A 25,786-nucleotide genomic window follows, 5' to 3' on the forward strand; every position below is an offset into this window, starting at 1 on the left:
CGATCCTCCCGCAGCAAAATGCGTCTGGACATCGGGCTTTTTTAATATAAGGAATAAGTTACACATAATACATCAACCTTATACTATTAAGGAAAACGATAGTCATCCCTGAAGGACGAGAATGTAGTCTCTGTTTGTTCGGATTTACAAGATAAAGATATCTCATACTAGTGATTGGAAGGTAGGTCGAATCATGTCTGTGCAGGTAGCTGTCATCATGGGTAGTAAGTCGGATTGGGATACGATGGAGCACGCTTGTGGGGTGCTGGAAGAGCTGGGATTGTCTTATGAGAAGAAGGTAGTATCCGCGCACCGTACACCGGACTTGATGTTCCGCTATGCGGAGGAAGCCGCAGGCCGCGGCATTCGCGTGATTATTGCAGGAGCAGGCGGCGCCGCGCATTTGCCGGGTATGGTGGCTGCAAAGACAATCCTGCCAGTGATTGGAGTGCCCGTGCAGTCGAAAGCACTTAATGGGCTGGACTCGCTGCTCTCCATCGTGCAGATGCCTGGAGGCATACCGGTAGCAACGGTAGCTATTGGTAAAGCAGGCGCTGTAAATGCGGGCCTGCTGGCCGCACAGATCATCGGAGCGTTCGACCCCGAAGTGCAGCAGCGTGTGCAGCTGCGTCGGGATGCGATTCGCGATGAAGTATTGGAAAGCAGCGACAGCTTATGAGGCCGGAGGAGCTGAAGCTGCAGGAGGCTGGCGGCGCAGCTTCGCCAGCTGCACAAGCGTCCGGTGCAGACACCGTCCGGACGCTGCTGCCCGGCTCGACCGTCGGCGTGCTCGGCGGCGGGCAGCTCGGGCGCATGATGGCGCTGGCCGGCAGCGCCATGGGGTACCGCTTCGTGGCGCTGGATCCTGCGCCGGATGCGCCGAGCGGTCAAGTTACGCCGCAGATTACGGCGGCGTATAACGACCGGGACGCGGCGCGGGAGCTGGCCCGCCGCTCGGACGTCATCACGTACGAGTTCGAGAACGTCGACGCGGGCGTAGCAGCGCTGCTGGCGGAAGAATCGTACGTGCCGCAGGGCAGCGCGTTGCTGTATACCACGCAGCATCGGCTGCGCGAAAAAGCCGCCATCGAGGCGGCGGGCGTTCCGGTCGCCCCGTACCGGAAGGTGGACAGCCTTGCGGAGCTAAAAGAGGTGGCGGCTGAACTTGGACTACCTTGTGTGCTCAAGACAGCCACAGGCGGTTATGACGGCAAGGGTCAAGCTGTGATTCGTCAGGAAGAAGAGCTGGATAAAGCTTTTCGGCAGGTTGCACCCGGTAAGGTGATTCCGGAGCTAGTGCTTGAGAAGTTTGTAGCTTTTCAATGCGAAATATCCGTTGTTGCTGCACGTAGTGCATCTGGGGAGGTCAAAAGCTTCCCGCCTTCTGAGAACATTCATGTAAACAATATTTTGCATCTGTCCATTGTGCCTGCAAGAGTGTCAGCGGACATTCAGCGCAGAGCTTGCGAGCTGGCTGAGACTTTAATCGCAGGCCTGAATGCGGTTGGACTGCTTGCCGTGGAATTGTTCGTCACAGCGGACGGTGAATTGTTCGTTAATGAGCTGGCACCAAGACCGCATAATTCCGGCCATTACACCATGGATGCTTGCGTGACCTCACAGTTCGAGCAGCATGTCCGGGCGATTTGTAATCTGCCGCTGGGCGATACAACGCTTTTGACACCTGTAGTTATGGTAAATGTATTAGGTCAGCATTTGGATGGTGCGATTAAAGCGACCTGTACACATGAGGAAAAAGATAATAAGCTGGGTATTGTACCTAAGCTTCATATATATGGCAAGACTGAGAGTAAGACTGGTCGTAAGATGGGTCATATCAATCTGCTGTGCAAGGATACCGGAGACGGCCTATCCTGGGTGGAGCAATCTAAACTTTGGAGGAACTAAAGAATATGATCGAACGTTACAGCAGACCCGAGATGCGGGCCATTTGGACTGAGGAGAATAAATTCAAAGCGTGGCTGGAAGTGGAAATATGCGCTTGTGAAGCATGGGCGGAGCTGGGAGTCATCCCACATGAAGACGCTGCTAAGCTGCGTAAGGATGCTAAATTCGACATCGCACGTATTGATGAAATCGAACAGGAAACACGTCATGACGTAATCGCCTTTACTCGTGCGGTTTCCGAAAGCCTTGGCGCAGAACGCAAATGGGTACACTACGGCCTTACTTCCACAGATGTGGTGGATACAGCACTGGGTTACTTGTTGCGTCAAGCGAATGAGATTCTAGAGAAGGATATTATTAACTTCATTGAGATCCTTAAAGATAAAGCTATTGCTTATAAAGATACACCGATGATGGGCCGTACACATGGGGTTCATGCTGAGCCAACTACTTTTGGTCTGAAAATGGCATTGTGGTACGAAGAAATGAAACGTAACCTGGAGCGTTTCCGCCATGCTGCGAACGGTGTGCAATTTGGCAAAATCTCCGGAGCCGTTGGTACGTATGCCAACATCGATCCATTCGTAGAAGAATTTGTCTGCCGTAAGCTGGGTACAAGCCCTGCACCGATCTCGACACAAACTCTACAGCGCGACCGTCACGCTGAATATATGGCAGCTCTTGCTCTGGTAGCAACCTCGCTAGACAAATTCGCTACCGAAATCCGCGCTCTGCAAAAGAGTGAGATTCGCGAAGTAGAAGAAGCTTTTGCCAAAGGTCAAAAGGGTTCATCTGCTATGCCGCATAAACGGAATCCTATTGGCTGCGAGAATATTTCCGGTCTGTCCCGCGTGATTCGCGGACATATGGTTACAGCTTACGAGAACGTGCCGCTCTGGCATGAACGCGATATCTCGCACTCTTCAGTGGAGCGTATCATCCTTCCGGATGCAACGATGCTGCTGAACTACATGCTGAACCGTTTCGGAAACATCGTGAAGAACCTGACTGTATTCCCAGAGAATATGAAGCGTAACATGAACCGTACCTTCGGCGTTCCTTTCTCTGGCCGGATCTTAACCAAGCTGATTGATAAAGGCTTCAGCCGCGAGCAAGCATACGACACTGTTCAACCACGTGCGATGCAAGCTTGGGAAGAGCAAAAGCAGTTCCGTGATATCGTGGAAGCTACACCTGAAATCACTAATGTCCTCACCCCAGAAGAGATTGAAGATGCATTTAACCCTTCTTGGCACCTTAAGCATGTGGATACCATCTTCCGCAAGCTAGAACTTATCTAAGAAAGATAAGTTAGTGGTGAACTAAGGAGCTAGGAATAGTACGAGCGGTTAAGGTTGTGCAGAATTGAAATGCAACTGGTCGATAAGGAACGGAGAGAAATTTTGGAGCTGTAGAAGCGTTAGCGTTCGCCTTTATTCTCGGATTTCTACCACTGGCAGTGGTTCAATCAGGAAATCTGAGGATAACAGCGATCAGAAGTCCAAACATTTCTTGTAGTTACGCCTTTGAGACTCTAAAAAAGATAAGTTAGTGGTGAACTAAGGAACGCTTTAATAAATGCAAAGCTGGATGGGGGAGCACTGTAGAGGAAGTTTGGAACTGTAGAAGCGTAGCGTTCGCCTTTATCCTCGGATTTCTACCGCGAGAAGCGGTTCAAATCAAGAAATCTGAGGATAACAGCGATCGGAAGTCCAAACATTCCTCGGAAGTGCTTCCTCCTAGACCAGCCCAACTTAGGAAGATCATTAGTTCAAGGGAGGAAAGGTCATGACATCATCGGCCGTATCCACAGCCGTGGAACTCATCAATGCGCCGCTGCTCTACAAAGGGAAGGTTCGTGAGCTATACGATTTAGGGGAAAATGTACTGATCGTAGTTACAGATCGGATATCTGCTTTTGACTATGTGCTGGACCCGGCAGTCCCTGAAAAGGGCAATGTGCTTAACCGTCTGAGCGCGTTCTGGTTCGGACAGACTAAAGAGCTGATGGAGAATCATGTCGTTCATATCGATGTGGATCTGCTCGGCGACGTAGTTAAGGACAAAGAGGCTCTCAGAAACCGTGTCATGGTGGTACGCAAAGCTGAGCGTATTGATATCGAATGCGTAGTGCGTGGATGCATCACTGGCGGCGGCTGGAGACAGTATCAAGAAACCGGCAAGGTAAATGGTATTGAACTTCCTGCTAACCTCCGCAAAAACGCGCTGCTGGCAGAACCGATTTTTACTCCTGCGGCTAAAAATGATGTAGGTCACGATGAGGATATTCCGTTTGAGAAAATGCAGGAATTAATCGGAGCTGATCTGGCGCTTGAGCTGCAGGAAAAGAGCTTAAAGCTGTTCGCTTTTGCTAGAGAATATTGTGCTGAGCGTGGGATCATTCTTGCGGACTGCAAATTCGAATTCGGCTTGTTGGACGGTAAGGTGATTCTGATCGATGAGATTTTTACACCGGATGCTTCCCGCTTCTGGGCTAAGGATAAATACGCGCTTGATATTGAAATTGATAGTATGGATAAAGAGCCTGTTCGTACGTATCTATCGGCATCTTCCTGGGACAAGAATAGTAAACCTGATCCGCTCCCACTGGAAGTAGTAGAAGAAACTACACGGCGTTATCTGGACATTTATCATCGTCTTACTGGCAAGTCTTTATAGTTCAACATAGTGTGTGCACTCATGGGAATAAATTCAGTATATATTTTTGAAGCTAAATGTACTCATTGTAGAATTTTCAGTTTCAAAGGGTATGCTCATTAAAATTTAGGAGGAACTACAAGCATATGTTAAAAGCGACGGTATATGTCACCATAAAGAAAAGCGTTCTTGATCCACAAGGGGTAGCAGTACAAGGAGCACTTCATTCGGTAGGCTTCCAAGAAGTTGAAAGCTTGCGTATCGGGAAATATATGGAGCTGACTTTGGATACGGATAACCGTGCTGAAGCGGAAGTTCGTCTCAAGGAAATGTGCGAAAAGCTACTTGCCAACACGGTGATCGAGGATTACCGCTACGAATTGGAGGACTAAACGACATGAAATTTGCTGTACTTGTCTTCCCAGGCTCCAACTGTGATATTGATTGCTACAAGGCGGTAGAGGACAGTCTCGGCGAACCAGTCGATTATGTGTGGCATACAGCGACGGATTTGTCGGCGTATGATTGCATTTTGGTTCCAGGCGGATTCTCATATGGTGATTACCTGCGCTGTGGCGCGATTTCGAGATTTGCTCCTGTTATGGCGGAAGTTGCTAAAGCAGCAGAGCAAGGGAAATACGTGCTAGGCATTTGCAATGGGTTCCAAATTCTTACTGAGGCTGGTTTGCTGCCAGGTGCGCTTCGCCGCAACATGTCGATGAAGTTCCGCTGTCACGATACAGTGCTTAAGGTTGTTAATAATGAAACCCCATTTACTATTGACTATGCTAAAGATGAAGAAATCATCATCCCAATCGCACACGGTGAAGGCAACTACTACTGTGATGACGAGACTTTGGCAGAGCTGAAAGCTAACAATCAGATTATTTTTACCTATAGCGATAATCCTAATGGCTCCGTAGCCGATATTGCGGGTGTTAGTAACGTACAAGGGAATGTGGTTGGCATGATGCCTCACCCTGAGCGCGCGGCTAATAGTTTACTTGGTTCAGAAGACGGCAAAAGAATGTTTACATCCATACTGAAGACTTGGAGGGATCGTCATGACGCAGCAAGTATCCGTTAAGGAACCGACCGCAGAACAGATTGCGGAGCAGAAAATTTACAGCCAGTTCGGTGTGTCGGACAGCGAATATGAGCTGATCAAGTCTTTTATGGGACGTTTGCCGAACTACACTGAAATCGGCGTATTCAGCGTAATGTGGTCCGAGCACTGTGCCTATAAGAACTCCAAACCCCTCCTGAAACGTTTCCCAATTTCCGGACCACGTGTCCTGATGGGACCTGGCGAGGGCGCAGGGATTGTAGATATCGGTGACAACCAAGCGGTTGTTTTCAAAATCGAAAGTCATAACCACCCTTCAGCGGTAGAACCTTTCCAAGGTGCGGCAACGGGTGTGGGCGGGATCATTCGTGATATTTTCTCCATGGGCTCCAGACCTATCGCAATCCTCAATTCACTACGTTTCGGGAAGCTGGAAAGTGATCGAGTGAAGTATTTGTTCGAACATGTAGTGTCTGGTATTGCTGGTTATGGTAACTGTATCGGGATTCCAACGGTTGGCGGCGAAATCATGTTTGATGATAGCTATGACGGCAATCCGCTAGTTAACGCAATGTGTGTGGGTCTGATCGATCATGACAAAATCCAACGTGGTGTAGCTAAGGGTGTAGGCAACCCTGTCTTCTATGTAGGCCCTCCTACAGGACGTGATGGAATTCATGGTGCTACTTTTGCATCGGTAGAGCTTAGTGAGGAATCAGAAGCTAAACGTACCGCTGTACAGGTCGGCGATCCATTTATGGAAAAGCTCGTAATGGAATCTTGTCTAGAACTGATCGACAGCGGCATCGTTATCGGGATTCAGGATATGGGTGCAGCTGGCCTTACATGCTCTAGTGCGGAGATGGCAAGTAAAGCAGGCAATGGTCTGGAGCTGTATCTTGATCAGGTGCCACAACGTGAAGAGGGCATGACGCCTTACGAAATGATGCTTTCAGAATCACAAGAACGGATGTTGTTCGTCGTTGAGCCGAAGGATGAGGCCCAGGCACAAGAGATTTTTGACCGCTGGGGTGTTATCTGCTGTAAAGTCGGTAAAGTTACGGATGATGGCCGCTTGAAATTGTATCATCACGGCGAGGTTGTTGGTGACATGCCAGTAACGGCGCTCGTGGATGAGTGCCCAGTATATAACAAACCTTCTGAGGTTCCTGCTTATTATATTGCGAATGAAAAGGTAGATACCCTTCGTTACGAGGAAGTTACGGATCTGGGCGGTGCATTGCGTACAGTACTTGGATCACCAACCGTAGCAAGTAAAGCATGGGTATACAATCAATACGATTACATGGTGCGGACGAGCACAGCTGTACGTCCTGGATCTGACGCGGCTGTAGTTACCATTCATGGTACTCGTAAAGGACTTGCGATGACTACAGACTGTAATGGCCGTTATGTTCATCTTGATCCTGAAGTGGGTGGACGTATTGCAGTCAGCGAAGCGGCACGTAACATCGTTTGTTCCGGTGCTGAACCGCTGGCTATTACGGATAATCTGAACTTTGGAAATCCTGAGAAGCCTGATGTGTTCTGGCAAATGGAGCGTGCGGTTGATGGTATGGCTGAAGCATGTCGTGTGCTGGATACTCCGGTTATCGGTGGTAATGTCAGTCTTTATAACGAAAATACTACGGGTTCCATCTATCCAACGCCGGTTGTCGGCATGGTTGGTTTAGTAGCGGACACGGATCATATTACGACTCAAGGGTTCAAGCAAGAAGGCGATTCCATTCTTCTGCTGGGAGTGACCAAGGCTGAGCTGGGCGGCAGTGAATTCCAATATGCTGTTCATGGTGTGACCGAAGGTCGTCCTCCGGCTTTGGATTTGGCTACTGAGAAAAAACTGCTGAACGCAGTCCTTACCTCAATTCGTGGCGTTCTGGTGCGTTCCGCACATGACTTGTCCGAAGGTGGACTTGCCGTAGCGCTTGCAGAGAGCTGTATCAGCGGCGGAATCGGAGCGAACGTTGAACTTTCAGCTAACGGTCTTAGATCTGATGTAGCATTGTTTAGCGAAAGCCAATCACGCATTGTGCTGACAGCCGCTCCTGAACGTGCGGAAGAGCTGAAAGCAGCGATTGCAGCCAGCGGTGTTCCCGTGGAAATCATCGGAACTGTAGGTGGAGACAGACTGCGCGTAAATCTGGACGGCGTGTCCGCACTAGATGAAGCTGTAGCAGAATTGAAATTCGTTTGGGAGGATGCTATTCCATGTCTTATGAAATAAAGACCGGGAAAGAGCAGGAGACTCCTATCCTGTGGACTGGTGACTTTTACAATGAAGGAACGGGCTCGGGAGATATTTTTGACACATTAAAAGAAGAATGCGGCGTTTTCGGGGTCTTCGGACACCCGGAAGCGGCGTCCATGTCTTATTACGGCTTACACGCCTTACAACACCGTGGAGAAGAAAGTGCGGGAATCTGCGTAGCAGACGGCCGCGATTTCAACTATCACCGCGGGATGGGGTTAGTAAAAGAAGTATTCGACAAGGACAAAATTGCCTCATTGGTTGGAGACATGTCCATTGGGCATGTACGTTATTCCACTAGTGGAGACAGCCGTTTAACCAATGCGCAGCCGCTGGTATTTAAATATCGTGACGGCGATTTGGCAATTGCTACGAACGGCAACATAGTAAATGAACCGTTGATCCGCAAACAGCTGGAGCAAAGCGGGTCGATCTTTCAAACTACGAGTGATACAGAAGTGCTGGCGCATCTGATTGCCCGTTCGCCAAAGGATTTTGTTGAGGCGGCAAAAGATGCGCTGCAGCAGCTCGTTGGCGGGTTTGCTTTTCTGCTTATGACAAATGATAAGTTAATTGTCGCTTCAGATTCCCATGGCTTGCGTCCGCTAGTGATGGGACGGATTGGTGAAGCGTATATTTTTGCTTCCGAGTCCTGCGCATTAGAGGTCATTGGGGCACAGCTGGTTCGTGATATTGAGCCGGGCGAACTGCTAGTCCTCGACAAAAACGGTCTCTTGGAGGACCGTTTTACCGAACCCAAACGTAAAGCGCTGTGCGCGATGGAGTATATTTACTTCTCACGCCCAGACAGTGATATGAACGGCTCTAACCTGCACTCCGCCCGTAAGCGGATGGGTAGCCGCATGGCACTGGAAGCTTTTGTCGATGCTGATCTCGTAACCGGTGTGCCGGATTCCAGTATTTCAGCAGCTATCGGGTATGCCGAGCAAACGGGAATTCCTTATGAGCTTGGGCTCATTAAGAATAAGTACACTGGACGGACCTTCATCCAGCCGAGCCAAGAACTGCGTGAGCAAGGTGTGAAGATGAAGCTGAGCGCCGTGCGCAGTGTAGTTGATGGCAAACGTGTCGTTATGATCGATGATTCCATCGTTCGTGGCACGACCTCACGCCGAATCGTCAATCTGCTTCGGGAAGCGGGAGCTGTTGAAGTGCATGTGCGGATTACTTCGCCGCCGTTCAAGAATCCTTGCTTCTACGGCATTGATACACCAGACCGCCGCGACCTCATCGCGTCCTACAAGACCATTGAGGAAATGTGCGAAGAGATCAACGCCGATTCCCTGGCATTTTTGTCGCCGGAAGGCTTAATCTCTTCCATTGGTGGACACAACAAAGATGACTACAAAGGCGGACTTTGCCTTTCTTGCTTTGATAATGATTACCCGACGCAGGTGGATTTTGGCGGGGCAGAGAAAGATGGCTGCTCGTGTTGACATCCCCCTAAGTCCCCCTTTCAAAGGGGGATTCCGAAGGGCTCTGCCCTCCGGCACCCGAAAGCTCGGCGGTAGGAGTTAGGTTATAACTTGCTAATTAGACTTGGGTACGAGTGCTCGCTTTGTCCCTGTGTGCTGCGCACGGACGGGACACGCTTTACGGCGCTCCGCCCCCCCGGCTGCATCCGCCGCTGGGACTGGCTCGCCAAGCTTCCCTCTGTTTGCTTCGCAAATACGAGGGCCGCTTGTCTCGCTTAAGGAGGTGCATGGCGCAGCTCATGCACTGAGGTCTTGAGGTCCGTGTGCAAGGCGCGCACTGCGGCTTGCAGTAGGGACAAACCGGTGGTTGGAGGGAGTTATGGAGAGGAAGTTTGGAACTGTAGAAGCGTAGCGTTCGCCTTTATGGTTGGATTTCTACCGCGAAGAGCGGTTCGAATCAGGAAATCCAACCATAACAGCGATCGGAAGTCCAAACATTCCTCGCAGTAACTCCCCTACAACCACCCAAAAGCCGAATGCGCCCAAACGCGCTCTAAACTATTAAAAGATGAGGTGTCCAATAGTGTCGGAAGCTTATAAAAACGCCGGAGTGGATATTGCGGCTGGTAATGAAGCGGTAGAACGCATGAAAAAGCACGTAAAACGTACTTACCGTCCAGAAGTAATGACGGATCTTGGTGGGTTCGGAGCGCTGTTTGGCCTCAATAAAGATAAATATGAAGAGCCAGTGCTTGTATCGGGAACCGATGGTGTAGGCACAAAGCTCAAAATCGCGTTCGCGGCGGATCGCCATGATACGATTGGCATCGACGCTGTAGCTATGTGCGTGAACGACATTGTAGTGCAAGGTGCAGAGCCACTCTTTTTCCTCGACTATCTGGCTTGCGACAAAGTGGTGCCGGAGAAAATTGAGGCTATCGTAGCCGGAATCGCTGAAGGCTGTCACCAAGCGGGTTGTGCACTGATTGGCGGCGAAACGGCTGAGATGCCGGGTATGTATTCAGCAGGTGAATATGATATTGCTGGATTCACAGTGGGCGTAGCTGACAAAGCGAAGCTGGTAACAGGCGCTAACATCGCTGCTGGAGACACAGTGATTGGTCTGGCTTCCAGTGGTGTGCACAGCAATGGCTTCTCGCTGGTGCGCAAGCTTTTGCTTGAGCAAGAGGGTTATGGCCTGAATGATGTGCTTCCTGAGCTTGGCGCTCCGCTCGCGGATGTACTCCTTGCACCAACTAAGATTTATGTGAAGCCTTTGCTGGCACTGCTGGAGCAGCTTCCGGTAAAAGGTATGGCTCACATTACGGGTGGCGGATTCATCGAGAATATCCCACGCGTATTGCCTGATAATGTAGATGTGGAGATCAATTACGGATCGTGGCCGATTCTGCCAATCTTCGGATTGATGCAGGACAAAGGAAATGTAAGCAACCGTGATATGTTCACTACTTTTAATATGGGAATTGGTCTTGTTCTCGTAGTTAGCGCTGCTGATGGAGAACGCGCTCTTGAACTGCTTAAAGCTAGCGGAGAAGAGGCGTATATCATTGGGAAAGTAACGGAAGGGGAACGCAAAGTAACCTTTACTGGAGCTGAAGTGTGATGCAATCAAGTCGAATCGCTGTTTTTGCTTCGGGGCAGGGCAGCAATTTTGCAGCACTGATCGAGGCACAGAAAGCAGGTTTGCTTGGAGACGGCAGGATTGAATTGCTTGTCTCGGACAAGCCGGAAGCGCCTGTAGCACAACGTGCGGAGGATGCGGGAATTCCCGCCCTCTTGCTGCGGCCAAAAGACTTCGCCAGCCGTGAACTCTACGAAGCAGAGATTGTAGCAGAGCTTCAGCGAAGGGAAATCGGGCTGGTTGTGTTGGCAGGGTATATGCGCCTCATTACACCAGTGCTTTTAACGCCGTATGCGGGTCGGATTATTAACATTCACCCATCGCTGCTGCCTGCTTTTGCCGGAAAGGATGCGATCGGCCAAGCGCTGGATTATGGCGTGAAGCTGACGGGAGTCACTGTGCATTTTGTCGATGGAGGTATGGATACCGGGCCAGTTATTGCTCAGCGTAGCGTAGTTGTGTTGGATAACGACACGGCAGATTCATTGGCGGAACGGATTCATAAGGTTGAGTATGAGTTGTATCCTGAAGTGGTTGGCGCTTTTGCCAGCGGGAAAGTGGAACTGAGTGGAAGAAAGACGATTATCCGCGAAAAGTAAGCCACACTGTAGCCATTCGAAGTTTTGGATCGACATTTGGTGACAGGCGGAGAGATTTCAGGGTATTTCTCGGGAAATATTGCATAAGCGGCATTATGTGTCGTGTAGTAGGTAATAGAGTCAGATTCTTTCTTATAGTAATTTCCCAAGCTTTTAGATGTCATCACATTAAATCGCACGTACAACCCGAAGGAGGACTATTCAAAGTGAGTATCAAAAGAGCGCTAGTTAGCGTATCGGATAAACAAGGTATCGTGGATTTTTGCCGCGAGTTGTCTGCATTAGGCGTAGAGATTATTTCCACAGGTGGAACAAGCACGCTTTTGGCTAAGGAAGGTGTTCCAGTCATCGGTATTTCCGATGTTACAGGATTCCCGGAAATCATGGATGGACGTGTCAAAACCTTGCACCCGGCTGTACACAGCGGATTGCTAGCGGTTCGTGACAATGAGGAACACACGCGTCAAATGAAAGAGCTTGGTCTGGACTACATTGATCTGGTAGTAGTAAATTTGTATCCGTTCGCGGAAACCATTGCTAAACCGGATGTATCGTATGAAGAAGCCATCGAGAATATCGATATCGGCGGACCGACGATGCTGCGTTCTGCGGCGAAGAACCATGCTTTTGTAAGTGTAGTGGTAGATGCTAACGACTATGCTACAGTGCTTGAAGAGGTTCGCGCAGGTGGAGATACAACGCTGGAAACACGCAAACGTCTTGCGGCAAAAGTGTTCCGTCATACGGCGGCTTACGATGCCTTAATTTCCGATTATTTGGCTAATGTTACTGGCGAACCGCTTCCTGAGCGCTACACCGTGACTTATGAGAAAATTCAGGATCTGCGCTATGGCGAGAATCCGCATCAAAAAGCGGCTTTCTATCGCAAGCCTTTGGCTGCGGGGGATACTCTTACAGCAGCTGAGCAATTGCATGGCAAAGAATTATCCTACAACAATATCAACGATGCTAACGCAGCGCTGCAAATCGTGAAAGAATTTGAAGAACCTGCTGTCGTAGCCATTAAACATATGAATCCTTGTGGTGTAGGTGTCGGTGAAAGTGTATACGAAGCTTATCAAAAAGCTTACAACGCAGACCCAACCTCTATCTTTGGCGGAATTGTAGCCGCTAACCGGATTATCGATGCAGACACTGCTAATCTGCTGAAAGAGATTTTCCTCGAAATCGTATTGGCGCCAGGGTTTACGGATGAAGCACTGGAAATCCTTACGAAGAAAAAGAACCTGCGTTTGCTCAAAATCGGCAATCTTAGCACGGCTAGCGCGCGTAAGAGCAGCTTCGTAGTTACCTCTATTGATGGAGGAATGGTTGTACAGGAGAGCGATGTGCATTCTGTGAACCCGGATGATCTGCAAGTTGTTACGGACCGTAAGCCAACCGAAGAAGAATTGAAACAGCTGTTGTTCGGCTGGAAGGTAGTTAAGCATGTGAAATCTAATGCGATTGTATTAGCGGCGGATGATATGACAGTTGGCGTAGGTGCAGGGCAAATGAACCGCGTTGGCGCGGCAAAAATTGCGATTGAACAAGCTGGCGAGAAGTCCAAAGGATCAGTCCTTGCCTCTGACGCCTTCTTCCCAATGGGAGATACACTTGAAATGGCAGCTAAAGCAGGTATTACCGCAGTTATTCAGCCAGGCGGCTCCATTAAAGACGAAGAATCGATCAAGGTCGCGAATGAGTATGGAATTGCTATGGTCTTCACAGGCGTCCGTCATTTCAAACACTAGAACGCTGGGAGGATTTTATTCTAATGGATATTTTAGTGGTTGGCGGCGGCGGCCGGGAGCATGCGATTATTTGGAGCCTGTCCCAAAGCCCCAAGGTTGGTAAAATCTATTGCGCACCCGGCAACGCCGGAATCGCGCAGCTAGCAGAATGTGTGCCTATCGGTGTGTTCGAGTTCGATCGTCTGACGGCTTTTGCCAAAGAGAAGGAAGTTGGCCTTGTCGTAATCGGACCGGATGATCCGTTAGCAGGGGGCATTGTGGATGCTTTTGAAGCACAGGCTATTCCAGTGTTTGGTCCACGTAAGAATGCAGCTGAGATCGAAGGCAGCAAAACCTTTATGAAGGATCTTTTGCACAAATATAATATTCCGACAGCAGCCTATGAAAAATTTGATGGCTATGAAGCTGCACTGGCTTACTTACGCGAGCAACCGCTGCCGATCGTAATCAAGGCAGATGGGCTTGCCGCAGGAAAAGGCGTGACCGTTGCCTATTCACGGGAAGAGGCAGAGCAGGCACTAGCTGATATTATGGTAACCAAAGTGTTTGGTGAGGCTGGCGCTCAGGTTGTCATTGAAGAGTTCCTAGCGGGTCAGGAAATGTCGATTTTGGCTTTTGTTGATGGAGAGACAGTTCGTCCGATGGCTGCCGCTCAGGATCATAAGCCCGCTTACGATGGAGATAAAGGCCCTAATACCGGTGGAATGGGTACCTATTCGCCTCTGCCGCATATCGACGAGGCGATTATCCAAGAAGCGATTGAGACCATCATTAAGCCAACAGCCAAGGCTATGGTAGCTGAAGGCCGTTCTTTCAGCGGCGTTTTGTTCGCAGGGCTGATGATTTCTCCAGAAGGTAAACCAAAGACCATCGAATTTAATGCCCGGTTTGGGGATCCGGAGACACAGGTCGTGCTGCCTAGATTGAAGAGCGACTTGTTAGAAATCTTTTTGGCAGTAACCGAGGGTAGACTTGCGGATATCGACATTGAATGGAGCGACGAAGCAGCGGTGTGCGTGGTTCTCGCTTCTGGAGGATATCCAGGCTCTTATCCTAAGGGAGTGCCGATCGAAGGGCTTGAGGACAGCCAAGGAGGGCTGATCTTCCATGCCGGTACAGCACGGGGGGCAGATGGCAGCTGGGTAACGAACGGCGGACGGGTCTTAGGCGTGGTAGGCCTGGGTGCTACGATTGCCGAAGCTCGTTCAGCAGCCTATGCTAGGGCTGAAGGAATCTCTTTTTCCGGGAAACAGAATCGCAGCGACATCGCTATGAAGGCTCTGGTATAAGGATAAAGCACTGTATCTAGCAATTTTTTGCGCTTTAAGTCCTAAAAAAGGACTGACAAGTGATAGAAGAAGTGCTATAATACTACACGTACGGGGGAAAATGTGCGGATATATACAGATAAGGGCCTTTCCGATCATGGGAAGGCCCTTTTAAATCGGAGTCCTTCAGACTTTGTGCAGTAACCTTATAAAGGATGCCTCGTGCCTGAAAATGTTGATACTTATAGTGCATACTAGCGATACGCTTATGGCGAATGGCTACTCACAGATTTAAGGGGGAATTCGTTTTGAGTAAGATTGGAAGAAATGATATGTGTCCTTGCGGAAGCGGGAAAAAATATAAGAAATGCTGCCTAGGGAAAGAAACTTCTGCAGTGGAATCCATCATGCGACTGGTAACAACGGAAGAATCCGCTGCTACTGTGGCTGTGGCCGAGAAACCAGAAGCGGCAGCAATTCCTGAAGCTAAGCTTACCCTAACTACGCTCAAAAAAAAGGTGTCACGTGATCTGAAATGGGAGCATCCGGCGCATGAACAATTGGCTCTGCATCTTATTGAGACCATGAGAGACAGCTATGACCGGGAGCTAATCTGGGAAGGTCTGGTTCTATGGAATGGTTATTCCCGTCACATCAAGCCTGCAGTGAAGAAAATGGGCTCCTTCTGTGCAGCTATCGAGTTTATCTTGTCTGAGGAATATGGATTCCTTCAAACTCAAGCTGATCTAGCGATCAAACATGAGGTTACTGCACCTACCATCTCCAGAAAAGTTAAAGAGATGCTTAATTATATCGAACAGTACGGCATGGGCGGGGCAGAGGAAGAATTACTTTTGCTCAACGTTTCAGGCACTCCGAAGGATCAGGAACAGGCTTTGCTGCAAAAAGCAATGGAAACTAAAGCATCCAATCGCCGGATCCAGCTAGCAGAAGCGGCATTGGAAGTTTATCCGGACAGTCCGGATGCCTATCTCATTTTGGCTGAGGAAGCTGAGAATGAAGCAGATGCCCGTGCTTATCTGAAAGCAGGGATGGAAGCGGGTGCGCGTGAGCTTGGAGAAGCCTTTTTCACTGAGAACAAAGGACATTTCTGGGGTCTTTACGAGACACGTTCGTACATTCGAATCTGCAAAAGCTACGCTGACTCCTGCTGGTTTAGCGGAAATGCAGAAGAAGCACAAAAGACGCTGGAGCACATTCTAGAATTGAACCCAGAAGATAACACAGGTGCACGTTACCTTCTAACGGCAACGTACCTTTACACTAATAAGCTTAAGAAGACCGAGAAGGTACTGGAGAAGTTCGGCAAGGATGCAGCAGCAACAGTAGCATATGACCGTATGGTTTTAGAATATAAGAAGAACGGGATTACTTCCCAGCTCAAGATGCTCTACCGCGTGGCAAAGAATGTGAACAAGCATGTGCCAGATTATCTGTTAGGTATCAAAAGATTGCCGCATAACCTGCCTGATTTTGTAGGCGTGGGTGACGCTAACGAGGCTATCGAATATGTTATTGTACATTCACGTTTGTGGACAAGCTTACCAGACCTGGTGAAGTGGATGCTGAAGCAACAGGACTAGTAGGTTTCATAGCGTAGGGATAGCAAATACTATTAAGAGACTATAGGGTTCCTTTAGTCTCTTTTTCTTTATCACTGATTAGGATGCTTGAAAAAATGTCCTCGGGAGAGTATGTTACAAGAAGTAGAATAACAGATAGATAGTGAGGCGAGAGGGTTATGAGAGAAGAGGAAGACCGAATCGTAGGAATGGAAGATATTGTGCGGGCTCATCACGTACTGCGTGAAGTCATAATCCGGACACCCCTACAACGTGATGCTGTGCTGTCAGCCAAGTATGATTGTGATGTGTATTTGAAGCGCGAGGATTTGCAGATTGTACGTTCTTTCAAAATCCGCGGAGCTTATAATATGATTCGTAGTTTGTCAGCAGAAGATAGAGCAAAAGGGATTGTCTGTGCGAGTGCGGGCAACCATGCACAAGGCGTAGCCTATTCCTGTAAAGCGCTTGGAATTAAAGGCAAGGTCTATATGCCAAGCACTACGCCTAACCAGAAGGTTAAGCAGGTTCGGCGGTTCGGCGGTGAGTTTGTTGAGGTCATTCTGAAGGGCGATACCTTTGATGACGCTTATGATGAAGCACTGCAAGCTTGTATAGATCATGGGATGACGTTGATCCATCCCTTTGATGAGCCACGAATCATTGCGGGCAACGGCACCATTGCAATGGAAGTGATGGAGAGTCTGGACAACCCTGCAGACTTTATGTTCGTAACCATTGGTGGAGGCGGCCTGGCAGCGGGCATAGCCACCTATGTGAAGACAGTTAGTCCTTCTACCAAGTTGATTGGTGTGGAGCCACTCGGAGCAGCTTCTATGACGGAAGCGATCAAGCTGGGAGAAGTGGTGACTCTAAAGGAAATTAATAAGTTCGTGGACGGAGCGGCTGTAAAACGTGTTGGCGGATTGACGTACGATATTTGTTCCCGTCATCTGGATGACATCGTGATGGTGCCTGAAGGTAAAGCTTGTACCACGATTCTGGAACTATATAACGAGAATGCCATAGTGGTTGAGCCAGCAGGTTCGCTGCCTATCGCAGCGCTTGATCAATATCGTGATCAAATCCGCGGCAAAACAGTTGTCTGTATCATAAGCGGCGGCAACAACGATATTGACCGGATGCAGGAGATCAAAGAGCGTTCATTGATTTACGAAGGCTTAAAACACTATTTCATGGTGAACTTCCCGCAACGTGCAGGTGCGCTGCGTGAGTTCTTGGGCGAAATCCTTGGACCTCACGATGATATTACCCGTTTCGAGTATATCAAGAAGCATGATAAAGAAAATGGTCCCGCGCTTGTGGGCATTGAATTATTGTCAACGGATGCCTACGAACCTCTCATCGAACGGATGCAGCAGAAGGGCGTCGATTATGTAGAGATCAATAAGGATTCTAATCTCTTTAACATCCTTATTTAAGGCTCGCATCCACTTCATAATCACGTTAATGAACATAAACAAGCCCGTCCCTATTCATTTCAGGGACGGGCTTTTGTGGTTTCTTTATTAGAGAGGTAACGAAGTCTTACGATATTGCTCGACCTCATCGGTCAATTTATAGCTATTATCTTTCATTAATTTCATGAAGCTATCCAGCTTTTGTAGAAATGGGCTGTTGTCATTATTTTTGGTCAGAATACTGGAGTAAGCCTTTTGCGCCTCCAAATCCATTTCCAGATTGTCATAATGGAAGAGAGGAGTGTTATTCTGGCCGTAAAACGTATTATTCACATACATAGTATACAAGGCTTTTACAGCAGAAATTCGGTTTGATTTCGGATGATTTTGAATGAATTGCTCTTGAGATAAAGCTCTGGCTGCTACCTCAGTCCAGGCGATAACTAGCCCGTTGTCCTTGGAAGAGGGCAGGTCCGATTCGGTGGCCATAATGGTAATATAAGCGCTGATATCATTGGTGACGTATAGCTTGTACTTGCGGTAAGCCCCATAATCGATCACCGGGAAAAAAGTACCCTCTGCTGTCTCCAGCTTATATCCGCTTTCGCTGGCACTTTTCAGCAGTGTACGCAGCTGGAGATCATCGGTAATAGCGGCAAGAGAAGACATGCTGGCGCCTGCTTTATAAATGGCGGTGAGCTTCCGCTGGACAGTGCTGGTACTGAATTTACTCTCCCAGGCTTGCAGCGCAGCTTTATGCAGATTCTCAAGCTTCAGCGTCATCATTGTTGCACGATACGAACCTACCGCATACATATTGGAGTTCAAATATTTTATGGCTTCGGGTAACTTTTCAGAGGTAGATAACAGCGGTAACGCAGCTTTATAGACAGCCTCTGCATGATTATTGCTAGCTGCTTGGGTTATTGCCTTAGCGCCTTCCCCAGGAGGGCTGGTAGCACCTTCGGCGTGAATAGCACTGGGCACTATGCCTAGCCCTAAGGCTATAGCTAGAACGGAGTAGAGAATATAATGCTTCTTAATCATGGAAGTTTCCCCCTATCTATCGGATGGAATAAAGTTTTCAGCCTAGGTATTTATTTTTTGAAAAATATAAATTTCAGTCCCAACCCCCCAATGATGCACAGAATTAAGCTTACCCACGGGGATATTGTAATGACCGGAAATAACCGATCGAGGAACATACCGATAAATACAGCAGCTACTGCGATGCCAATATAGATGCCAAGGCTTTTTATATCAAAAGGTTTGGCACTGGGTGCATCGCTTTCCGACAAGGAAGACATCCATTTCATAATGAGTTCAATTAAGATAATGGAGCCTACTCCCACAGCGAGCAGGGTGAAAAGGCTGATCTGTCCGAACATTCCAGGTGAATCGTCAGTCCATTGGAAGAAGAGTCCACCGATTGCCAATATCCCAAAAAGACAGGTCAGAGCTGCGCAGGGAATCATCAAGTAATAGTTCCATTTACTGCGCACCGGGCGCCCGGGAACACTGTCTATGATTTCTTTAAAATAATCGTGCGGATTCTCGCCGAATACTTGCTTGGCATTTTTCCCTTTACGTTGTTCCTTCAACAGCAGCTTGGCCGCATCCAGCAAAAGTTCCTCTCCGCGCAGAGGGTCAATTCGACTGGCTCGCACCGCAAGGATCATATCTTCTAAATAGGAGCGATTGAAGGGCGTCAACTGCTCACGCAGGGCGTTATTTTCCTTAATCATATCTTTCACTTTCATAATTTGGATGTAAACCTCCAGTGTTGTTAATCGGTATAGTCTTTAACCTAGAGTATACGTTTGCATGACAGGTCTACGCAAGGACAACCATTTCTATGGCGATATGCATAATCCTTTTAGAAGAGTGAACACTGATAATGTTGTTGCTTGATCAATATAGCATTGGGAAAGGTTGGGAGCTTTATGGAACATGAGAACAAGAAAGAACAGGGAAGATCCATGGGCAACGGTTTCGAGCCTACGCCCAATAATTCAATGGGGGATTGGGGCGGCTCCGATGGATTCAGCATGTGGGATTCCGCAGAAGATGCTCCCGAGGGCTTGCTTAAGGATTGGGAAGGCAGCCATGAAACCCATGAGATGTTTAACGACAGCTACGATTGATTAACAACCCTGGTCATTCATCTCGAAAAAACAACAGAGCAGCGATCCTCCGATACTGGGATCGCTGCTCTTTGTTTTTTGGTGGGGTTCTGAAACCCCGGAACTCCGGAACCCCGGAACCCCGGAACCCCGGAACCCCGGAACCCCGGAACCCCGGAACCCCGGAACCCCGGAACCCCGGAACCCCGGAACCCCGGAACCCCGGAACCCCGGAACCCCGGAACCCCGGAACCCCGGAACCCCGGAACCCCGGAACCCCGGAACCCCGGAACCCCGGAACCCGGAACCCCGGAACCCCGGAACCCCGGAACCCCGGAACCCCGGAACCCCGGAACCCCGGAACCCCGGAACCCCAGAACCCCGGGAACTCCAGAGCTCCCAGACCCCCGGTTGTCGTAGCATCCACCATCTTTCGGACTCAGATGACGTTATTAGCCAAATTATCGCCTTTTCAGCACAGTTTCGGACCCCAGTGATGCTATTGCTCGAAAAGTAGCTCTTATTTGCTGTTTTACAGGGTGATAGCGACTATGGGGTCCGATAGAATTCAAAAAGTGTGCTAAATCTGCGAATAGGGTCTTCTGAGTCCTATAGAGCCTGCTGAATCCGATGGATTCAGCAGCGGGATTTCCGCGGAAGATCCCCCCGAGGGCCTGCTTAAGAATTGGCAAGGCAGCCATGGAACCCATGAAACCCATGAAACCCATGAGATGTTTAACGACAGCTACGATTGATTAACAACCCTGGTCATTCATCTCGAAAAAACAATAGAGCAGCGATCCTCCGATACTGGGGATCGCTGCTGTGTGTTTTTGGTGGGGTTCTCAAACCCGAACCCAAACCCAAACCCAAACCCAAACCCAAACCCAAACCCAAACCCAAACCCAAACCCAAACCCAAACCCAAACCCAAACCCAAACCCAAACCCAAACCCAAACCCAAACCCAAACCCAAACCCAAACCCAAACCCAAACCCAAACCCAAACCCAAACCTCAAGCACCCCCAGACCCCCGGTTGTCGTAGCATCCATCTTTCGGACTCAGATGACGTTATTAGCCAAATTATCGCCTTTTCAGCACAGTTTCGGACCCCAGTGACGCTATTGCTCGAAAAGTAGCTCTTATTTGCTGTTTTACAGGGTGATAGCGACTATGGTGGACCTCTGTCAAGAAAGTGGACAGTCACGCAACAGACATTCTAGTCAATTGCTCAGCAAAACGAACTGGAGAAAGATACCCCAGCGCGCCATGCATTCGCTTGCGGTTATAGTAAAACTCAATATATTGAAAAAGTGTCTGGTAGGCTTGCTCCTTAGTTTTGAATCGCGGATTACAATAAATGAGCTCCTTTTTCAAAATGCTGTGCCACGACTCGATACAGGCGTTATCATAACAGTTACCTCTGCGGCTCATGCTGGACTCCATGCCATACGCTTTCAACTGCTTCGTGTATTCATGAGAAGTATATTGAGAACCTCTATCGGAGTGATGTAATAGACCCTTTTCCGGTTGTTTAGCTTCGTAAGCATCTTGTAAAGCGCCCGAAATCAAGCTAGTTTCCATATGGTTCTCCAAGCGCCACCCCACGATTTCGCGCGTGCAAAGGTCCATCACACTTGCCAGGTACAAGCGCCCTCCCCGGCAAGGAATGTACGTAATGTCGGTAACCCATACTGAATTGGGTTTGAGTATTTTAAATTGCTGGTTCAGCGTATTCGGGGCAATCGGATGGTCATGATTGGAGTCGGTGGTCTGTACGCGATACGTTTTGGAGACAATGGAGCGAAGCTTCATATGTCGCATGTACACACTCACCGTGCGTTCGGTAACGGTATAACCTTCTTGATGTAACAGGCGGGTGATCTTCGGACTCCCATACCGCTTTTGATGGTCTGCAAAATGATACTGAATTCGCTTCATTATCGCAGCCTTACGAAGCATATGCGTACTGGTTTTTTCTGTCCGCCACTTGTAGTACCCGCTCCGTGACACATGTAGGGTCATGCACATCTTCTCCAAGAGAAACTCGGAGCGATGTTTTTCAATAAACTGGAATCTCAGTTCCTTGGTTTGCTGAAGATGTGCACTGCTTTTTTTACGATCGCTAATTCCTCTTCCACATCGGCAATCTTGTTATCTTTTTCTTGAAGTTGCCGACGCATCTCCTTCAACTGTGCCTCGAGTTCCCGTACTCGATCCACGCTAGCTGCCGGTTCATTCTTTAGTTCTCGATACTGGCTCATCCATTGATGCAGGGTACTTTTTGGGATGTTGAGCTCTTCCGCCAAGTCGCCCACTGTCTTTGTTTGCTCTTGAATGAACTGCACTGTCTGTTTTTTAAATTCTTCGTTATACCGTTGTCGATGTTCTCCCATGTGAACACACCTCCGTGGACTCATTATCGCCAGTCTGTTAACTACTGTCCACTTTTTATTCTAGCTTCATGGGGTCCGATAGAATTCAAAAAGTGTGCTAAATCTGAGAATAGGGTCTTCTGAGTCCGCTGAAGCTACTGAGTCCGCTGAAGCTACTGAGTCCGGTGGAGCTACTGAGTCCGATGAAGCTACTGAACTAGAGGGAGCTGCTGAATCCCGGATTGGCGGTTTCAATCCACTCGACGTGGGAGCCCTAGAGTCATGTTCATATCTTACGGGACACCCTGATTGTCGCGCAGACTCTAATGCCCAAATACTCCGTGCGTTTATTAAGAATTGTCCCCTTGCTGTTGACAATATGAACGAAATCTTTATAATTAGATTATAATTCATACTAAGTTAATCGGAATTCTAATAAATTAAAATAAATTAAATTATAAATATAAATATAAATATAATTATAGGAGGATGCGGCAATGGAACGGAATATTGTAATCCGGCATAACGGAGAAGAATTGACGGCGAGCATACATTACCCGAACAAAGAGAAGGGAACCTCTTCGCGTTGCAAGGATAGACTGCCATTAGCCGTGATCTGCCACGGATTTGTGGGGAATCGTATTGGCGTAGACCGGATTTTTGTGAAGGCTGCTCGTGAGCTGGCACAAGAGGGATATATGGTTATTCGTTTTGATTATGTGGGCTGCGGCGAGAGCAGCGGGAATTATGGCGGCGAAGACATGGAATCGATGATCGCTCAGACTAGAGCGGTGCTTGATTACGGAATTAGCTCTGCTGATGTGGACCCACAGCGCGTGACGCTGATTGGCCATAGCCTGGGTGGCGCGGTGGCGTTGCTGACAAGTATTCGCGATCGCCGCGTGAAGAATCTCGTGTTATGGGCCTCTGTTGGTTATCCTTTCAATGATATTGTGAAAATTGTAGGGCGGGAGGCGTATGATCGTGCTGTGAAGAATGGGTCAGCGGATTATGTGGGCTATTCGTTTACACCGGTATATTTTAATTCTTTGGCGGCTTTTCAGCCCTTCCAAGAAGCGAGCAAATTTAGCGGCGATGTACTCGTCATTCATGGCACCTCTGATGATGTCATTCCGGTGGATTACGCTTTTCTTTACCAGAAGCTGTTCTGGACACGTCCCGAAGGACGTTGCGACAAAGAGATCATTTTTCAAGGGGATCACACCTTTTCTTCTGGACCGGCGCAGCAGCAGCTGCTTAAGCGGACTATAGAATGGATGAACGAACAAGAGCATCTGCAGACAGAGTGGCAGAATTGGATGATTTAGGAGAAGGTTTTTATTCGCATTAACTTGCAATAAGCGGTAAAATAAAGATGCACACCATATACTGGGTTATGGAGGTTGGCATCCTATGAAATTACCGTCATTTTTTATTGCGCACGGTTCTCCGCTCCTCGCACTGGAGGATAACGAGTATACCCGTTTTCTGGAGCGGCTTGGTCAAGAACTTGAAGCGCCACGCGGTATAGTAGTTTTCTCAGCGCATTGGGATAGCCCTGAACAGCTACTTACCGTTGATGAACTGCACGAGACACAGCATGACTTCTACGGATTCCCTGAAGAAGTTTACACGCTGACCTATCCGGCCCCGGGCGATCCGGCCCTAACAAGACGGATTTCTGAGCTCTTCAAGGATAACAATCTATCACATCAGCCCGTTCTGGGGCGAGGACTCGATCATGGAGTCTGGGTGATACTGAAAAAAATGTTCCCGAACGCCGACATTCCGGTAGTTGCTTTATCCGTCGATTCCCTGCGCTCTCCCAAGGAGCAGTACAATATCGGGCGGATGTTAGCACCGCTTCGTGACGAAGGCATACTGCTGATTGGAAGCGGTGGACTTGTTCACAACTTGCGGATGCTAAGTGAAAGTGAGCAACCTGAGGATTGGGCACTTGAATTCGATGCCTGGATTGCCAAGGGACTAGAAGCCTGGGATTTGCCTTCACTTTTTGCGTATGAGAAAAAAGCTCCACATGTACGCGATGCGGTTCCTTCTTATGGAAGAGAGCATTTTGCACCTCTCTTTTACGCGATGGGAACAGCGGATGGCAGCAGGAAGGCAGAGCGGATTTTTCAGGCTTATCAGTATGGGACATTAAGTCTTAATTGCTGGAAGCTAGACTAACTGAATGAATAAGAGACCCGCAGGGTGCAGCCCCAATGGCTGTACCCTTTTTTTTATATAAGAATTTATCTATTCCATGATATAAAATTTCCTTATGCTTGCTATGAAAAAAGGGAGAAGGTGATCAAGACAAATGGGACTGACTGTGATTAAATGGAAGGAATCAGTGAGTTTCATAAAACGTTTAGGAGGAACTACAAGCTTATGAAAGTAAATTGCTCTTCTTCCCGTCTATTATCTGCCATTGTATTGACCACCCTATTGCTCTCCGCTTGCGGAACACAGAGTGCAAATAATGAGATCACCCCGACACAGCAGCCTACCGCAGAGCCCACGCCTATCGAAACGATTCAACCCTCACCTACTATTGATCCCGCTGCTGAGCTCGTATCCGGATTAACAGGTCTTCCAGTTTCTGAAGACAGTCTTCCGCGTCCCTTGGCCGTAATGATAAATAATGCTCCTGCCGCCCGGCCGCAATCGGGGGTTAGTGAAGCAGATATTTTGTATGAGATTCTTGCCGAAGGTGGCATCACACGTTTGATTGGTATTTTTCAGAGCCATACAGGTGTGGTGAAAATCGGACCGATTCGCAGCATCCGCCCCTATCTGCTGGATATTGGCGAGAGCTACGGTGGTGTGACGGTGCATGCCGGAGGGAGTCCGGCGGCTTATGCCATTTTGCAAAAAGAGAAAAAAGAAGATATGGACGAGATCGGCCGTGCCGGAGCTTATTTTTGGCGGGATAAAGCGCGAAAAGCACCACATAACCTGTACAGCAACGCAGCCAAACTGCGGGAAGGTGCCGAGAAGCTTGGGTTTGCGCAAAGTGTGAAGGTACCTGGGTATCTTTTTAACAATCCAGATTACATACCGGCGGACGGAGAGAAAGCCGCTGAATTTAGCATAAACTATCTGCTCAAAAGTTATAAAGTTGACTATAAATATGATCCTAAACGTCAAACCTATCAGCGTTATGTGAATGACAAACCTCATGTGGATCTAAATAACGATAATCCGGTGGAAGCGGCCAATGTGATGGTTATTGGAGCCGATCATAAAGTGCTTGATGATGTCGGAAGACTTCAGATTGATGTGGAGCTTGGCGGGGAAGCGTTGCTTTTTCAGCGGGGACAGGTCACCAAAGGCAGATGGTCGCGTGAACCAGGGGATGTGATCCGCTTTGTGAGGGATGGAAAAGAAGAGCTGATGTATCCAGGAATTACCCATATTTTGGTGGTCCCTAATGCACCTTCATTTAGCAGTCATGTGGTATATGGCGGGGCGGATGGTACAACATAAGAAAGTCGGAATATCCAGTGTTATACAGATTTGTGTTCGGAATAATGGGTATGTGTTAATAGAGTGTAAAAAAGTTCATTTCTATAGCTTCTATACCTTGTACGGATATGATAAGATAACAAGGGTTGTCATTCATTTTCATGCTTTTTACATATGAATGGCTCTGTATTCACGGTAATTTTATGTAAAGGG

Annotated in this window: 22 protein-coding genes; 18 read left to right on the forward strand and 4 right to left on the reverse strand. The window is 48.5% G+C overall.

Annotation, left to right across the window (positions count from 1 at the left end):
* The first annotated feature begins 193 nt into the window (after positions 1-193).
* From purE to ilvA, 14 genes are all read left to right on the forward strand, one after another.
* Positions 194-679: a 5-(carboxyamino)imidazole ribonucleotide mutase gene (gene purE / locus NSQ91_RS03350; protein WP_036680920.1), complete on the forward strand. Its 486-nt coding sequence runs from the start codon at positions 194-196 to the stop codon at positions 677-679.
* Positions 676-1,908, forward strand: coding sequence for a 5-(carboxyamino)imidazole ribonucleotide synthase (gene purK, locus NSQ91_RS03355; RefSeq protein WP_340916398.1), 1,233 nt, complete (start codon positions 676-678; stop codon positions 1,906-1,908). Before purE ends, purK begins: the two co-directional genes overlap by 4 nt.
* A gap of 5 nt (positions 1,909-1,913) precedes the next feature.
* Positions 1,914-3,209: an adenylosuccinate lyase gene (purB, locus tag NSQ91_RS03360; RefSeq protein ID WP_036680917.1), complete on the forward strand. Its 1,296-nt coding sequence runs from the start codon at positions 1,914-1,916 to the stop codon at positions 3,207-3,209.
* 487 nt (positions 3,210-3,696) lie between these two features.
* On the forward strand, positions 3,697-4,587 hold the full coding sequence (locus NSQ91_RS03365) for a phosphoribosylaminoimidazolesuccinocarboxamide synthase (protein ID WP_076279486.1): 891 nt from the start codon (positions 3,697-3,699) through the stop codon (positions 4,585-4,587).
* A gap of 125 nt (positions 4,588-4,712) precedes the next feature.
* Positions 4,713-4,958 carry a phosphoribosylformylglycinamidine synthase subunit PurS gene (gene purS, locus NSQ91_RS03370; protein WP_036680912.1) on the forward strand — a complete coding sequence of 82 codons (246 nt, stop codon included), beginning with the start codon at positions 4,713-4,715 and terminating at the stop codon, positions 4,956-4,958.
* 5 nt (positions 4,959-4,963) lie between these two features.
* On the forward strand, positions 4,964-5,653 hold the full coding sequence (gene purQ / locus NSQ91_RS03375; protein ID WP_340394985.1) for a phosphoribosylformylglycinamidine synthase subunit PurQ: 690 nt from the start codon (positions 4,964-4,966) through the stop codon (positions 5,651-5,653).
* On the forward strand, positions 5,631-7,877 hold the full coding sequence (gene purL / locus NSQ91_RS03380; RefSeq protein ID WP_340916400.1) for a phosphoribosylformylglycinamidine synthase subunit PurL: 2,247 nt from the start codon (positions 5,631-5,633) through the stop codon (positions 7,875-7,877). The genes purQ and purL overlap by 23 nt, the downstream gene beginning before the upstream one ends.
* A complete protein-coding gene (purF, locus tag NSQ91_RS03385) occupies positions 7,862-9,358 on the forward strand; it encodes an amidophosphoribosyltransferase (RefSeq protein ID WP_036680905.1) in 1,497 nt (498 codons plus the stop codon). The genes purL and purF overlap by 16 nt, the downstream gene beginning before the upstream one ends.
* Positions 9,359-9,920: 562 nt before the next feature.
* The gene (purM, locus tag NSQ91_RS03390; protein ID WP_076136912.1) at positions 9,921-10,961 is read left to right on the forward strand and encodes a phosphoribosylformylglycinamidine cyclo-ligase; all 1,041 of its coding nucleotides are present in this window, start codon (positions 9,921-9,923) and stop codon (positions 10,959-10,961) included.
* On the forward strand, positions 10,961-11,578 hold the full coding sequence (gene purN, locus NSQ91_RS03395) for a phosphoribosylglycinamide formyltransferase (protein ID WP_076128467.1): 618 nt from the start codon (positions 10,961-10,963) through the stop codon (positions 11,576-11,578). The genes purM and purN overlap by 1 nt, the downstream gene beginning before the upstream one ends.
* 206 nt (positions 11,579-11,784) lie before the next feature.
* Positions 11,785-13,332: a bifunctional phosphoribosylaminoimidazolecarboxamide formyltransferase/IMP cyclohydrolase gene (purH, locus tag NSQ91_RS03400; protein WP_076279485.1), complete on the forward strand. Its 1,548-nt coding sequence runs from the start codon at positions 11,785-11,787 to the stop codon at positions 13,330-13,332.
* 23 nt (positions 13,333-13,355) lie between these two features.
* On the forward strand, positions 13,356-14,621 hold the full coding sequence (purD, locus tag NSQ91_RS03405; RefSeq protein WP_076142419.1) for a phosphoribosylamine--glycine ligase: 1,266 nt from the start codon (positions 13,356-13,358) through the stop codon (positions 14,619-14,621).
* Positions 14,622-14,908: 287 nt separating this feature from the next.
* Positions 14,909-16,204, forward strand: a complete 1,296-nt coding sequence (locus tag NSQ91_RS03410) for an SEC-C metal-binding domain-containing protein (RefSeq protein ID WP_076128473.1) — start codon at positions 14,909-14,911, stop codon at positions 16,202-16,204.
* A gap of 158 nt (positions 16,205-16,362) precedes the next feature.
* On the forward strand, positions 16,363-17,625 hold the full coding sequence (gene ilvA, locus NSQ91_RS03415) for a threonine ammonia-lyase IlvA (RefSeq protein WP_076104158.1): 1,263 nt from the start codon (positions 16,363-16,365) through the stop codon (positions 17,623-17,625).
* An 87-nt stretch (positions 17,626-17,712) separates the two neighbouring features.
* Here the strand turns inward: ilvA and NSQ91_RS03420 are convergent, their stop codons facing one another.
* Positions 17,713-18,651, reverse strand: a complete 939-nt coding sequence (locus NSQ91_RS03420) for a hypothetical protein (RefSeq protein ID WP_081387209.1) — start codon at positions 18,649-18,651, stop codon at positions 17,713-17,715.
* Positions 18,652-18,701: 50 nt separating this feature from the next.
* Positions 18,702-19,364 (reverse strand): DUF1129 family protein, encoded by a 663-nt coding sequence (locus NSQ91_RS03425; RefSeq protein WP_076128474.1) that lies wholly within the window; start codon positions 19,362-19,364, stop codon positions 18,702-18,704.
* A 183-nt stretch (positions 19,365-19,547) separates the two neighbouring features.
* Here NSQ91_RS03425 and NSQ91_RS03430 point away from each other — a divergent pair, with 183 nt between their 5' ends.
* Entirely contained in the window at positions 19,548-19,748 is a 201-nt protein-coding gene (locus tag NSQ91_RS03430; protein WP_036680885.1) for a hypothetical protein, read from the forward strand.
* A 1,182-nt stretch (positions 19,749-20,930) separates the two neighbouring features.
* Here NSQ91_RS03430 and NSQ91_RS03435 read toward each other — a convergent pair.
* Together NSQ91_RS03435 and NSQ91_RS03440 are read right to left on the reverse strand one after the other, a co-directional pair.
* Positions 20,931-21,857, reverse strand: coding sequence for an IS3 family transposase (locus tag NSQ91_RS03435; RefSeq protein ID WP_143766647.1), 927 nt, complete (start codon positions 21,855-21,857; stop codon positions 20,931-20,933).
* The gene (locus tag NSQ91_RS03440; protein WP_076305695.1) at positions 21,806-22,123 is read right to left on the reverse strand and encodes a transposase; all 318 of its coding nucleotides are present in this window, start codon (positions 22,121-22,123) and stop codon (positions 21,806-21,808) included. The genes NSQ91_RS03435 and NSQ91_RS03440 overlap by 52 nt, the downstream gene beginning before the upstream one ends.
* A 476-nt stretch (positions 22,124-22,599) precedes the next feature.
* Here NSQ91_RS03440 and NSQ91_RS03445 point away from each other — a divergent pair, with 476 nt between their 5' ends.
* The 3 genes from NSQ91_RS03445 to NSQ91_RS03455 all read left to right on the forward strand — a co-directional run bounded on the left by NSQ91_RS03445 (position 22,600) and on the right by NSQ91_RS03455 (position 25,594).
* Complete coding sequence (locus tag NSQ91_RS03445; protein WP_076195105.1) at positions 22,600-23,430, forward strand: alpha/beta hydrolase family protein; 831 nt, start codon at positions 22,600-22,602, stop codon at positions 23,428-23,430.
* Positions 23,431-23,515: 85 nt separating this feature from the next.
* Entirely contained in the window at positions 23,516-24,292 is a 777-nt protein-coding gene (locus NSQ91_RS03450) for a DODA-type extradiol aromatic ring-opening family dioxygenase (protein WP_038568677.1), read from the forward strand.
* Positions 24,293-24,496: 204 nt separating this feature from the next.
* On the forward strand, positions 24,497-25,594 hold the full coding sequence (locus NSQ91_RS03455) for a DUF3048 domain-containing protein (protein WP_076128478.1): 1,098 nt from the start codon (positions 24,497-24,499) through the stop codon (positions 25,592-25,594).
* Positions 25,595-25,786 lie beyond the last annotated feature (192 nt).

This window comes from Paenibacillus sp. FSL R7-0048 (assembly GCF_038004505.1).
Taxonomy (GTDB): domain Bacteria; phylum Bacillota; class Bacilli; order Paenibacillales; family Paenibacillaceae; genus Paenibacillus_AQ; species Paenibacillus_AQ odorifer.